General features: G+C 65.4%; 10 protein-coding genes. 9 read left to right on the forward strand and 1 reads right to left on the reverse strand.

Annotation, left to right across the window (positions count from 1 at the left end):
* Window positions 1-1,758 (reverse strand): cation:proton antiporter, encoded by a 1,758-nt coding sequence (locus P0D68_RS32795; RefSeq protein WP_408296399.1) that lies wholly within the window; start codon window positions 1,756-1,758, stop codon window positions 1-3.
* Between the two features lie 230 nt (window positions 1,759-1,988).
* Here P0D68_RS32795 and P0D68_RS32800 point away from each other — a divergent pair, with 230 nt between their 5' ends.
* The 9 genes from P0D68_RS32800 to P0D68_RS32840 all read left to right on the forward strand — a co-directional run bounded on the left by P0D68_RS32800 (window position 1,989) and on the right by P0D68_RS32840 (window position 13,599).
* Window positions 1,989-2,675, forward strand: coding sequence for a DUF2848 domain-containing protein (locus tag P0D68_RS32800; protein WP_408296396.1), 687 nt, complete (start codon window positions 1,989-1,991; stop codon window positions 2,673-2,675).
* A 7-nt stretch (window positions 2,676-2,682) separates the two neighbouring features.
* Entirely contained in the window at window positions 2,683-4,032 is a 1,350-nt protein-coding gene (locus P0D68_RS32805) for an MFS transporter (protein ID WP_091799971.1), read from the forward strand.
* Between the two features lie 241 nt (window positions 4,033-4,273).
* Window positions 4,274-4,954, forward strand: a complete 681-nt coding sequence (locus P0D68_RS32810; protein WP_091799965.1) for a GntR family transcriptional regulator — start codon at window positions 4,274-4,276, stop codon at window positions 4,952-4,954.
* Between the two features lie 61 nt (window positions 4,955-5,015).
* A complete protein-coding gene (locus tag P0D68_RS32815) occupies window positions 5,016-6,395 on the forward strand; it encodes an amidase (RefSeq protein ID WP_408296490.1) in 1,380 nt (459 codons plus the stop codon).
* 102 nt (window positions 6,396-6,497) lie between these two features.
* Window positions 6,498-7,007, forward strand: a complete 510-nt coding sequence (locus tag P0D68_RS32820) for a disulfide bond formation protein B (protein ID WP_091799961.1) — start codon at window positions 6,498-6,500, stop codon at window positions 7,005-7,007.
* 383 nt (window positions 7,008-7,390) lie between these two features.
* Entirely contained in the window at window positions 7,391-8,938 is a 1,548-nt protein-coding gene (gene xdhA / locus P0D68_RS32825; protein WP_408296391.1) for a xanthine dehydrogenase small subunit, read from the forward strand.
* Window positions 8,938-11,349: a xanthine dehydrogenase molybdopterin binding subunit gene (gene xdhB / locus P0D68_RS32830; protein ID WP_408296388.1), complete on the forward strand. Its 2,412-nt coding sequence runs from the start codon at window positions 8,938-8,940 to the stop codon at window positions 11,347-11,349. The genes xdhA and xdhB overlap by 1 nt, the downstream gene beginning before the upstream one ends.
* A 96-nt stretch (window positions 11,350-11,445) precedes the next feature.
* Window positions 11,446-12,462 carry a xanthine dehydrogenase accessory protein XdhC gene (gene xdhC, locus P0D68_RS32835; protein WP_408296385.1) on the forward strand — a complete coding sequence of 339 codons (1,017 nt, stop codon included), beginning with the start codon at window positions 11,446-11,448 and terminating at the stop codon, window positions 12,460-12,462.
* An 84-nt stretch (window positions 12,463-12,546) separates the two neighbouring features.
* Complete coding sequence (locus tag P0D68_RS32840) at window positions 12,547-13,599, forward strand: adenosine deaminase (RefSeq protein WP_091799951.1); 1,053 nt, start codon at window positions 12,547-12,549, stop codon at window positions 13,597-13,599.
* Window positions 13,600-13,675 lie beyond the last annotated feature (76 nt).

The following is a 13,675-nucleotide window of genomic DNA, read 5'->3' on the forward strand; positions in this document are numbered from 1 at the left end:
TTAAGGATCCGGCTGTTCGTTGAAAGTCTCGCGCAAGGCGATTTGCATCGCCGCGTGGATCTTCACGCACCAGCGCCACAGCAGCGCGAGCAGCAACGCGGCGCAGATGAGCACCGCGGCAAGCAGGCCTGTCGGCGGCAAAATGCCGCCTGAAAGCGCCGCGACCAGCAGAAACACGCCGACCATCGAGACCACCGGCACCAGATCGGAGATCGCGTAACGGATCGCGCTCGTGAAGCGCCCCGCTGTAGCCGGTTGCACGCTGACCTCGGCGAGTAGCAAGGCCAGCGACTTGGTCTTGCGATACACGGCGACCAGGAACGGCATCGACACGACCAGTGCGGCGCTCCATAGCACGACGCGCTGCATCGGTTCGGAACTGAGCCAGTGCGCGAGCAGCGAACTGGTATAAGGCGCGCTATACGACACGCCCAGAAAAATCGCGGCGACGAGCGCCAGATTGACGGCGATCTGCAGAATGATCCGCCGCGTCATGCTGAACAGCGTCGGCTCGCCGCTCGTCGTGCTCAGGCTGCCGAGCCATTGCCCGTACATGCCGAACACGTTCGCGAGCGTGCGCGGCATGGCGTGACCGAGGCGCTGGGTCAGCGGGTCGGCCGCGCGGATCAGGTATGGCGTAAACAGCGTGGTCAACGCGGACACCGCCACCGCGATCGGATACAGAAACGCGCTCGTCACCTTCAGCGTCAAACCGAGCGACGCGATGATGAACGAGAACTCGCCGATCTGCGAGACGGTCATGCCGACCCGCATCGCCGTGCGCCCGTCCTTGCCGGCGAGAAAGGTCCCGAGCCCGCACGACACGATCTTGCCGACGATCACCGCCACCGTGATCACCGCGATCGGCCAGGCGTAGTCGACCAGCACGGCCGGGTTCAGCATCAAACCGATCGTCACGAAGAAGATCGCGGAAAAGGCGTCGCGCAGCGGCGCGATCAGATGCTCGATCCGATGCAGATGGCGCGATTCGGCCATGATCGCGCCAATCAGGAACGCGCCGAGCGCGATGCTGTAGTCGAGCTTCACGACCAGCAGACAGAAGCCGAAGCAGAAGCCCAGCACGGAGACGAGCAGCATCTCGTCGCTCTTCGCGCGCGCCACATAGTTCAGGGCGCGCGGCACCACCAGAATGCCGACCACCAGCGACACGGTCATGAACAGCAGCAGCTTGCCGAGCGTGACCACGGCGACGCCCGCGCTCAACTGCCCGGTCTGCGCAATGCCCGAGAGCAGGACCAGCATCGCGATGGCGAGAATGTCCTCGACGATCAGAATGCCGAACACCAGTTGCGCGAAGCTCTCGCGCTTCAGGCCCAGTTCGGAGAGCGCCTTGACGATGATCGTGGTCGACGAGATGGCGAGGATCGCGCCGAGGAACAGCGAATCCATCGAACTCCAGCCGAACGCGCTGCCGATTTCGTAACCGAGCCACAACATCAGCACGATCTCGGAGAGCGCCGCGACGATTGCCGTGGCGCCGACCTTGAAAAGCTTGCGCAGACTGAATTCGAGGCCGAGCGAAAACATCAGGAACACCACGCCGAGTTCGCCGAGCGTCTGGATGGTCTGCTCGTCGTGGATCAGCTGGAACGGCGGCGTGTACGGCCCGATGATCACGCCGGCGGCAATGTAGCCCAGCACCACCGGCTGTTTCAGGCGATGGAACAGCACGGTGACGACGCCGGCGAGCGCCATCACGACCGCCAGGTCCTGAATGAAGCCGATGCCATGATGCATGAGCGCGTTCCTTACAAAAAGTAAAGTTGCAAAGGCGCAGTGTAACAAAGGAACGCGAGGCGCCGAATCGCCCGAACGGCCAAACGGCGCTGGATTGCCGACGGGACGCCCGCCGCAGCGGCATCGTGCCGGCACCTCGCCGACGCCGCGCTGCGGAATGTTTTTGACACGCTGGACTCCTGTGAAATATCACAATAATATTTGACGCATATTTTTAGCGGAGTCGAATCATGCAGCAGGTGTCTTTCAACGTGGCAGAACGTGCTGGCGACAGCCGCGCGGAGTCCGCCGAGGTCAATCGTCTAACTATCGCTGGCTGGGCCGGGCGCGATCAGGCCGCGATCGAGCATCACATTGCCGAACTGGCCGAACTCGGCGTGAAGCGGCCCTCCACCACACCGTGCTTCTATCGCCTCGGCGCCGAACTGCTGACGCAGGCCGAGCAGATCGACGTGGTCGGCACGAAGTCCAGCGGCGAAGCCGAATGCGTGCTGGTGCATGCGAAGACGGGCGTGCTCGTCACCGTCGGTTCGGACCACACCGACCGCGAAGTCGAGGCCTATGGCGTCACCGTCTCCAAACAGGTTTGCCCGAAACCGGTCGCGCGCGACGCCTGGCGTTTCGACGATGTATCCGCCCACTGGGATCAACTGGAATTGCGTGCTTATGCCGTGACCAACGGCGAGCGGCGCGTCTATCAGAAAGGCAGCGTGTCATCGCTGCTGCCGGCCGCCGATCTGCTCACGCGCGCGCCACTCGCGCCCGGCGCGGCGATGTTCTGCGGCACGCTGGCGGTACAGGGCGGCATCGTCGGCATGGCCGACGGCGACGCGCTCGAACTCGAATTGCACGATCCCGTTCTGAACCGCACGCTGCGCCACGCCTATCGCGTGCGCGCGCTCCCTATCGTCGAATGAGGCACCCATGAGCTCCCCTTCGCTATCCGCCGCCGACGCGTCTTCCGACGCGTGGCTCGAAGCCGCCGCCCTGCGCAAGATCACGTGGCGCATCATGCCGTTCCTGTTTCTCGTCTACGTGCTGTCGTATCTGGACCGCGTCAACATCGGTTACGCGAAGCTGCAGTTCACCGGCGACCTCGGCCTGTCGAACGCGGCGTACGGACTCGGCGCGGGGATCTTTTTCTTCGGCTACTTCGTGTTCGAGGTGCCGAGCAATCTGCTGCTGAAGAAGTTCGGCGCGCGCGCCACGATCGCCCGCATCACGATGCTGTGGGGTCTGCTGTCGTGTCTGATGATGTTCGTGCACTCGGAAACGATGTTCTACGTGCTGCGCTTTTTCCTCGGCGTCGCCGAAGCTGGTCTGGTGCCGGGCGTGGTGCTCTACCTGACTTTCTGGTTTCCGTCCGACCGGCGCGCCCGCATGGTCGCCGTGTTCATGGCGGCGATTCCGGTGGCAGGCATTATCGGCGCGCCGTTGTCGGGTTTTCTGATGTCGGCGCTGCATGAAGCGCACGGTTTGCGCGGCTGGCAGTGGATGTTCCTGATCGAAGGCATTCCGTCGATTCTCGCCGGCTTCTGGGCGCTCGCCGTGCTGCGCAACACGCCCGCCGAAGCAGCGTGGCTCAGCGACGACGAAAAGCGCGTGATTCTCGGCCGTCTGGCGCGGGAAAACAGCGCGGCCGCGGCGGCCGGCGCGCAACACAGCCTGGCGGTCGCGTTGCGCTCGGGCCGTTTCTGGCTGCTCACGCTGATCTATTTCTGCCTCGTCACCGGCAATGCGGGCTTCTCGTTCTGGCTGCCGCAGATCGTCAAGGATCTCGGCGTGACGAACCTCGTCACCAACGGTTTTGTGACCGCGATTCCGTATCTGGCGGCGGGCATCGGCATGATCCTGATCGGGCGCTCCTCGGACATCACGGGCGAGCGGCGCTGGCACTACGCGGTGTGCTGCTTCATCGGCGCGGCGGGGCTGCTCGGCAGCGCCTCGGTGACCAACTCGATTCCGCTTGCGGTGACGGGTTTGTCGATCGCGTATATCGGCATCCTCGCGGGCTTCGGCATTTTCTGGTCGATGTCGACGACGTTCCTGCAAGGCACGGCCGCCGTCGCCGGCATTGCCGTAATCAACTCGATCGCGAACCTCGCCGGCTATGTGAGCCCGTATGTGCTCGGCATCGTCAAGGACGCGACGCACAGCGTGACATTCGGCCTCGTGCTGATCGCGGGGGCGCTGATCGTCGGCGGGCTGGTCACGTTGATGATGCCGCGCGTCAAGGTGCAGCATGCTGCGGCGGTTTCGCCGAGCCGCGCCTGACAGGCGGTGATGGACGCGATCTGGCGCGGCGGCCGCAGAGAATACGGGGGTCGCGCGAAACAGCACGGGCGGCGTGCAAAACGCACGCAAGCGCAGAACGCAAGCGCGGGACTGCGATTCATGTGCGCCGCGTCTGGAAGCGCAGCCTGATCGCCCACCAGCCGCGGTGCGCGCCCGGCGCGCGTCGCGTGCGCAAAACCTTGCTCTACAATGCGGACGACATCGCCCGCTTCCTCTTCACATGACGCTTTTGCAGACCGCCCGCCCTTCCAGACCCACCCGAGCGACCGCCGCCGCGAGTCTCGCCGAGCAGGCCTATGCGTTCGTCAAGCGCGAGATCATCACCATGCGCCTGCGGCCGAGCGAGGTGCTCAACGAAGCGGAACTGATGGCGCTGACCGGCATCGGCAGGACACCGGTTCATCAGGCGCTGCACCGGCTGGTGCACGAAGGCATGCTGACCATCATGCCGCGCAAGGGCATCATGGTCCGCCCGGTTTCGCTCGACGACGTGCTGGCGATCATCGACGTGCGCCTCGTCAACGAAAGCTACTGCGTCGAGCTGGCCGCGCGCCACGCGCAACAGCACGATTACGACACGATGCAGGCGCTGCTGGACCGCTCGGCCGTGTGCGTGGCCGCGCACGATATCGAAGGCATGATGGATATCGACCGCGAGTTTCATCTGGCGATCTCGGCCGCCTCGCGCAATCCCGTGCTGGCCGACATTCTGCGTGGGTTGCACGAGCGCTCGCTGCGCTTCTGGTTCATTTCGCTGTCCGAGCCGCATCATCTGGAAGACGTGCACGAGGAACATCTCGAACTGTTTCGCCTGCTGCGTGAACGCGATGCCGAAGGCGCGCGTCAATCGGTGCAAAAACATATCGAAGCGTTCCGCGCGACCCTCTTCAATCGCATTTAAGCCACCGCGTGTGAGCCCTCCCACCGGCTTCGCGCGCTTCAACCGGATTTCCATCGACATCATGGCTACTGAATTCACGCCCTTTGCGCCGCTTGCCCAGCTTGCCGCCGACCTCGGCGCCGGACACACCACCAGTCGCGCGCTCGTCGAGACGGCGCTCGAGCGGATCGCCGATCCGGCCGGCCAGGGCGCAGCCGTCTTCATGCATGTCGACGCGGACAGCGCCCGCGCCGCCGCCGACGCGCACGACCGGCTGCGCGCCGCCGGCACGGTGCTGTCGCCGCTCGCCGGGATTCCTGTGTCGGTCAAGGACCTGTTCGATATCGAAGGCCAGCCGACTCGCGCCGGTTCCGTGGTGCTCGCCGACGCCCCCGCCGCCAGGGCGGATGCCGTCGCGGTCGCGCGCCTGAAGCGGGCTGGCGCCGTGCTCGTTGGCCGCACCAACATGAGCGAGTTCGCGTTTTCCGGACTCGGCCTGAACCCGCACTACGGCAATCCTCTGTCCCCGTACCAGCGCGGCGTGAAGGGCGATGAGCGGATTTCGGGCGGTTCGTCGTCGGGCGCGGCGGCTTCCGTCGCGGACGGCATGGCGGCGATCGCGCTCGGCACCGACACTGGCGGCTCGATCCGCATTCCGGCAGCGCTGTGCGGCCTGACCGGCTTCAAACCGACCGCCGACCGCATCCCCAAACAAGGCGGCGTGCCGCTTTCATCGACGCTCGATTCGTTCGGGCCGATCGGCGTGTCGGTGGCGTGCTGCGCGCTGGTGGACCGCATGCTGGCCGGGCTCGAGCCGCGCATTCCGGCCGCCCGCCCGCTCGAAGGCGTGCGCCTCGGCGTATTGACGAATTTCGTGACCGACGGCGTCGAGCCGGCGGTCGCCGCGGCGGTCGACACGGCGCTCAAACATCTGGAAGCGGCCGGCGCGATTGTCAGCGAGGTGCGTTTCGCACCGCTCGACCGTTTGCCCGAGATCAACCGCTTCGGGTTCTCGCCGATCGAGGCGTATGCGTGGCATCGTCCGCTGCTGGAAAAGCATCGTGACCAATACGACCCGCGCGTGCTGGTGCGCATTCTGAAAGGTCAGCCGGCCAGCGCCGCCGACTATCTGGATCTGCTCGCCGAACGCGAGGCGATGCTCGCCGAAGCCGCGCGCACGTTGTGGCAGCGTTTCGATGCGGTGGTGGCGCCGACGGTGCCGGTGGTGCCGCCGCGCGTCGCCGATCTGGTCGACGACGATGACGCGTTTGGCCGCACCAACGCGCTGATCCTGCGCAACCCGAGCGTGTTCAATTTCCTCGACACCTGCGCGCTGTCGCTGCCGTGCCACCTGCGCGGCGACGCACCCGTGGGCCTGATGCTGGCCGGCGCGCCGCACGCCGACGACGCGCTGCTGGCGATCGGCCGCGGCGCCGAAGCGGTGCTGAACGCGATTCGCTGATTGGGAAATACGTCGTAAAAGCAGGATAAGCGGCAGGGCGGGGGTTCGCGCTAGAATCGCGGGCACCCGCCCTTTCTGTTTCCAGAGACAGCCACACGATCCATGAATAACGACACTGCGATGCTGCGCCGCGAGCGCTCCCTGCTGGTTCTGCTTGCCCTGATCTGCGTCGCCCTGGTGGGCGGCGCGCTGTATCTGCAGTATTTCCTGCACGAAGACCCGTGCCCGTTGTGCATCATCCAGCGGTATTTCTTCCTGCTGATCGCGATCTTTGCGTTCCTCGGCGCGCGCTTCAATAGCTGGCGCGGCGTGCGTCTGCTGGAAGTGCTGGCGGCCTTGTCGGCGCTCGGCGGCATCGTGACGGCCGCGCGCCATGTGTATGTCCAGGCCAATCCCGGCTTTAGCTGCGGCTTCGACGCGCTGCAGCCGCTGGTCGACAGCCTGCCGCCCGCGCACTGGCTGCCGGGCGTGTTCAAGGTGGCCGGCCTGTGCGAAACGGCTTATCCGCCGATTCTGGGCCTGACGCTGCCGCAATGGTCACTGGTCGCCTTTGTGATCGCGTTCATCCCGTTGGCGCTGACTTTGGTCCGCAACCGCCGCCGGATCGCCTGATCGGGCTGGTGCCATCGCGGCCTTTGCCGCACTGCACTGATTAGCGCCGGATTTCGTGCCGCCACCCACGGCAGCGCGAAATCCGGCGTTTTTTTCGTCCACAATTCCCGCATCCGGCGGCTGGGCGGCGTCCGCTTTACCCCGCCGTTCCCCGCCCCGCGTGACTTTCCGCCCGCGCCCCACCCTACGCAACTTCCGGCCTTAACGCGAATCGTACTTATCTCATGACCGCTTCCGAATAAGCTTCATGCGACATCGGAAATATTTTTGGGACAAGGTAATGCTATCGTCGAACCTGGATGGCGATCTACGTGCGCGAGGCCGGCTTCGGCGCGACCCCATGCGTAACGCGCGCCCGGTCCGCACTGTCTTTCGGATTCGCCATGACAACGCAAACCATCCGCTTTTATCACCAGGGGTCCGTCCGTGAGGTTGCGGACGTCCCTGCGTCGCGCACCGTGCTTCAGCATCTGCGCGAGGATCTGCATTGCACCGGCACCAAGGAAGGCTGTGCGGAAGGCGACTGCGGCGCCTGCACGGTCGTCGTCGGCGAACTGGACGCGCACGGCGGCCTCGCGCTGAAAGCGGTCAACGCCTGCATCCAGTTCCTGCCCACGCTCGACGGCCGCGCGCTGTTCACGGTCGAAGACCTGCGCGCCGCCGACGGCGCGCTGCATCCCGTGCAGCAAGCCATGGTCGACTGCCACGGTTCGCAATGCGGCTTCTGCACGCCCGGCTTCGTCATGTCGATGTGGGCGCTGTACGAAAACCAGCCGGCCGCCGCCGGCCTGCCCACCCGCGATGAAATCAACGCCGCGCTCTCCGGCAATCTATGCCGCTGCACCGGCTACCGGCCGATTGTCGACGCCTCGCAGAAGATGTTCGACTACCCGCAATATCCGCGCGTGACGCTCGACCGCCAGGCCGTCGCGGACAAGCTGCGCGCACTGCAACGGCGCGACACCTTCGAATACCATGCACCCGACACGCGCGGCGTCGAGTTCGGCTCACCCGCCTTTTATGCGCCGGTCTCGTTGGATGCATTCGCCAAACTGCGCGCCGAGCATCCGCAAGCGCGACTGCTGGCCGGCAGCACGGACGTCGGCCTGTGGGTCACCAAGCAATTCCGCGATCTCGGCGACATTCTGTATATCGGCAACGTCGCCGAATTGAAGACGATCGAGCGCGACGCGCAGACGCTGACCATCGGCGCCGCCGTCACGCTCGAAGACGCGTACGCGGCACTCGCCGTCGACTACCCCGAACTCGCCGAACTGTGGACGCGCTTCGCGTCGCTGCCGATCCGCAATGCCGGCACGCTCGGCGGCAACGTCGCGAACGGCTCGCCGATCGGCGATTCGATGCCGGCGCTGCTCGCGCTCGGCGCGGAAGTCGTGCTGCGCCACGGTCCGCAATCCCGCACGCTGCCGCTCGATGCGTTCTACCTCGGCTATCAGAAAACCGCGCTCGCCGCCGGCGAATTCGTCGCGGCGCTGCGCGTGCCGCGGCCGGTGGGCAATCTGCGCTTTCGCACCTATAAGGTGTCGAAGCGCTACGATCAGGACATCTCGGCCGTGTGCGCGGCGTTCGCGCTGCACGTCGGCGCAAACGGGAGCATTGAGGAAGCTCGCATCGCGTTCGGCGGCATGGCCGCCACGCCGCAGCGGGCCGCGCAAACCGAAGCGGCCTTGAATGGCGCAACATGGGACGAAAGCACCGCGCGGCAAGCCATGAATGCGCTCGTCGCCGATTACCAGCCGCTCACCGACATGCGCGCTTCGAGCGCCTACCGGCTGAAAGTGGCGCGCAATCTGTTGTGGCGCTTCCACCTCGAAACGCGCGATGACGCGCCCCTCGCCCTCTTCGACGTGAATGCGTTCGCGTTCGAAGCCGGCGCGCCGGACGCCGCCGTTGCGAAGGAGCCGTCGTGATGAACCGGACCGATGCTTTCGTCGACCCCGCCGCAGGGCACGCTGCCGCCGCTCATGAAAGCGACGCGTCAATCGGCGTGTCGCTGCCGCATGAATCGGCTGCGCTGCATGTGAGCGGCGAAGCCACCTACACGGACGACGTGCCCGAGCTTCAAGGCACGCTGCACGCGGCGCTTGGCCTGTCGCGACACGCGCACGCGCGAATCGTGTCGATGGATCTGGACGCCGTCAGACACGCGCCGGGCGTGATTGCCGTGCTGAGCGCCGAGGACATTCCCGGTGAGAACAATTGCGGCCCGGTGCTGCACGACGACCCGATTCTCGCGGTCGATGAAGTGCTGTATCTCGGCCAGCCGGTCTTCGCCGTGATCGCCGAAAGTCACGAACTCGCACGCCGCGCCGCCGCACTCGCAAAGAGCGACGACGTGATCCGCTACGAGCCGCTCGAAGCCATCCTCACGCCCGCCGAGGCAAAGGCCGCCAAGCAGTTCGTGCTGCCGCCCCTGCATCTGAAGCGCGGCGAACCGGATGCAAAGATCGCCGCCGCGCCGAACCGGATCAGCGGCACGTTCGAAGTCGGTGGCCAGGAACAGTTCTATCTGGAAGGTCAGATCGCGTACGCGGTGCCGAAGGAAATGGACGGCATGCTCGTCTACAGTTCGACCCAGCATCCGAGCGAAATGCAGCAGGTGGTCGCGCATATGCTCGACTGGCCGGCGCATAACGTGGTGTGCGAATGCCGGCGCATGGGCGGCGGCTTCGGCGGCAAGGAATCGCAATCGGCGCTGTTCGCCTGCGTCGCCTCGCTGGCGGCGAAACGGCTGCGCCGTCCGGTCAAACTGCGTGCCGACCGCGACGACGATTTCATGATCACCGGCAAGCGCCACGACGCGGTCTATACCTACGAAGCGGGCTTCGACGAGAGCGGCCGCATTCTCGGCGCGCGCGTGGAAATCGCGTTGCGCGCGGGCTATTCCGCCGACCTGTCGGGTGCGGTCGCCACGCGCGCAGTGTGCCACTTCGACAATGCGTACTATCTGTCCGATGTCGACATCGTCGCGCTGTGCTGCAAGACCAACACGCAATCGAACACCGCGTTCCGCGGCTTCGGCGGCCCGCAAGGCGCACTCGTGATGGAAGTGATGCTCGACAGCATCGCGCGCCAGTTGCGCTGCGATCCGCTCGATGTGCGCCTCGCCAACTACTACGGCATCGGCGAGCGCGATACGACGCCGTATGGGCAGCGCGTCGAAGACAACATCATCGCGCCGCTGACCGACGAACTCCTCGGCACCAGCGACTATCGCGCGCGCCGCAAAGCGATCGCGGCATTCAACGCAGGCAGTCCGGTGCTCAAGCGCGGCCTCGCGTTTTCGCCGGTGAAGTTCGGCATCTCGTTCAACGTGCCGTTTCTGAATCAGGCCGGCGCGCTGGTGCATGTGTACAAAGACGGATCGGTACTCGTCAATCACGGCGGCACGGAGATGGGCCAGGGGCTCAACACCAAAGTCGCGCAAGTGGTGGCCAATGAGCTCGGCTTGCCGCTCTCCCGCGTGCGGGTCACCGCAACCGATACCTCCAAGATCGCGAACACCTCAGCGACAGCGGCCTCCACCGGCAGTGACCTGAATGGCAAAGCCGCCGAAGCCGCGGCGAAAACGATTCGCGCAAGACTCGCCGAACTCGCGGCCAAACAGCTCGGCGGCAGCGCCGGCGACGTGCAATTCGCCAATGGCCAGGTGTCGGTGAACGGCGGCGCGATGCCGTTCGAACAACTGGTCGGCGCGGCATATCTGGCACGCGTGCAGTTGTGGTCGGACGGTTTCTACACCACGCCGAAAGTGCATTGGGACGCAAAAACGCTGACCGGTCACCCGTTTTATTACTTCGCGTATGGCGCTGCGGTGTCGGAAGTCGTGATCGACACGTTGACTGGCGAATGGAAACTGGTGCGCGCGGACGTGCTGCACGACGCGGGCCAGTCGATTAACCCGGCGATCGATATCGGCCAGGTGGAAGGCGGCTTCATTCAGGGCATGGGCTGGCTCACCACCGAAGAACTCTGGTGGAACCGCGACGGCCGCCTGATGACGCACGCGCCGTCCACGTACAAGATTCCCGCAGTGAGCGACACGCCCGCTGCATTCCACGTTCAGCTCTATCAGAACCGCAACGCCGAGCCGACCGTGTTCCGTTCGAAGGCGGTTGGCGAGCCGCCGCTGCTGTTGCCGTTCTCCGTGTTCCTCGCGATTCGCGACGCGATCGCGGCCGCGGTGCCGGACGCGCGCGACGCGCCGCCGTTGCGCGCGCCGGCCACGCCCGAAGCGATTCTCGACGCACTGGATGCATTGCAGCCGCCGCTCGCGCCTCAATCGGCAACGGAACCCGCGACGACCGACACGACCGCGTGAAACGATAACCCCAAGGTCTGACGCGACACGAACGCGTCGGCCCACAGTCAACCGGCCGCACGGACACCCCGCGCGGCCCTGTATGGAGAACGCCGGATGCAAGCCTGGCTACCTGACCTGCAACAACTGCTCGCGCACGGCGACGCCGCCGTGCTGGTGACGGTCGCGCGCGTCGAAGGTTCGGCGCCCCGCGAAGCCGGCACCAAGATGATCGTCACGCGCGATTCGGCGAAACACACGATCGGCGGCGGGCATCTCGAATGGAAGGCCATCGAGACCGCGCGCCAGGTGCTGCGCGACGGCATGCGCTCGCCGCACATGCGCCGGCTGGAGCGCTTCGCGCTCGGCCCAAGCCTCGGCCAATGCTGCGGCGGCGCGGTGATTGTCGCTTTCGAGCGGCTCGATGTCGGCGACCTCGGCTGGATCACGTCGCTCGCGAAACGTGTGGCCGCGGGCCTTTCGACGGTGCGTAGCGTATCATTCGGCCCCGCACCGGATGCGGTGATGCTGTCCGACCCCGAGCCGGGCGTCGACGCCGCTGACTGCCTGCTGTGGGACGGCGCCGGTTTCGACGACAGCGGCGCGCTGCTCACCGAAACCATCGCGCCAGGCGACTTCGCGGTCGTGCTGTTCGGCGCCGGGCATGTGGGCGCCGCGCTGGTTCGCGTGCTGGCCACGCTGCCTTGCGCGGTCCGCTGGGTGGATGAGCGCGACGCGCAATTTCCGCCCGCCGAATCGCTGCATGCGCCGAACGTGAAGATCGATCCGAACGACGCGCCCGACGAAGCGGTCGACCAGGCCGCGCCGAACACGTACTTCATCGTGATGACGCACAACCATGCGCTCGATCTCGAGTTGGCCGAGCGCATTCTGCGGCGTGGCGACTTTGCGTTCTTCGGCATGATCGGCTCGCACAGCAAGCGCAAGCAGTTCGAGCACCGGCTGGCCGCGCGCGGTATCGATCCGTCGCTGATCGCGCGGATGAAGTGCCCGCTCGGCGTGGACGGCATCGTCGACAAGTCGCCGGAGATCATCGCGATCTCGGCGGCGGCGCAGGTGTTGCAAGCCGTCGAGGCGAACGCGGGCACGCATCACGCCGCGCAGACGGTGTGATGCCCGGCGGCGCGAAACACGGCCGCATCGCCATCGAGCTAGTGCATCCGGCGCGAAACCATTCCAACGAACTCCTGACCGACCATGACTACAACGACCGTTACTTCCACGCCGCTGGCCGAGAAAACCGCACTGGCACCGAAGGCCGAGCTGCATATCCACATTGAAGGCTCGCTCGAACCCGAACTGATTTTCGCGCTCGCCGAGCGCAACGGCGTGAAGCTCGCCTACGACTCGATCGACGCCCTGCGCGCCGCGTATGCGTTCACCGATCTGCAATCGTTCCTCGACATCTACTATGCGGGTGCGAGCGTGCTGCTGCACGAGCAGGACTTCTACGACATGACGACGGCGTACGTCGAACGCTGTCTCGCGGATAACGTGATTCACAGCGAAATCTTTTTCGATCCGCAGACGCACACCGAGCGCGGCGTGCCGATCGCAACCGTCGTGGCCGGTATCGAACGCGCGCTAGCCGACGCGGAAAAGCGCGGCATGACGAGCAAGCTGATTCTGTGTTTCCTGCGCCATCTGTCCGAGGAAGACGCGCTCGCCACTTTCGAAGAAGCGCGGCCTTTGTTCGAACAGTACAAGCATCGTCTGATCGGCGTGGGTCTCGATTCGTCGGAACGCGGCCATCCGCCTTCGAAGTTCGAACGCGTGTTCGCCAAGGCGCGCGCGCTCGGCCTGAAACTCGTCGCGCATGCCGGCGAAGAAGGCCCGCCTTCGTATATCTACGAAGCACTCGATCTGCTGAAAGTGGACCGCGTCGATCACGGCGTGCGCAGCATCGAGGATCCGGCGCTCGTCGCGCGCCTCGCCGATTCACGCGTCGCGTTGACCGTGTGTCCGCTGTCGAACCTGAAGCTCTGCGTGTTCGACGACCTGACCAGGCACACGCTGAAGGATCTGCTCGATCGCGGCGTGGCCGTGACGGTGAATTCCGACGATCCGGCTTACTTCGGCGGCTACGTGAACGCCAACTATCTCGCCACCATCGACGCGTTGAAGCTCAACGATGCCGAGGTCTACACGATCATCCGCAACAGCTTCGAAGCGTCGTTCGTCACGCCCGAGCAACGCAGCGAACTGATCGCGAAGCTCGACGCGCACTGGCACCCAAGCGGCCCGCACTGACGGGCCGATGTATCGCAGCCGGCGGCGGCAAGGGTTCGTGTAAGAACTCTCGATCGAACCGTCGTCCGCGCTGTTC

The sequence above is a fragment of the Paraburkholderia sp. RL17-380-BIE-A genome (assembly GCF_046028085.1).
In the GTDB taxonomy this organism is placed as follows: Bacteria; Pseudomonadota; Gammaproteobacteria; order Burkholderiales; family Burkholderiaceae; genus Paraburkholderia.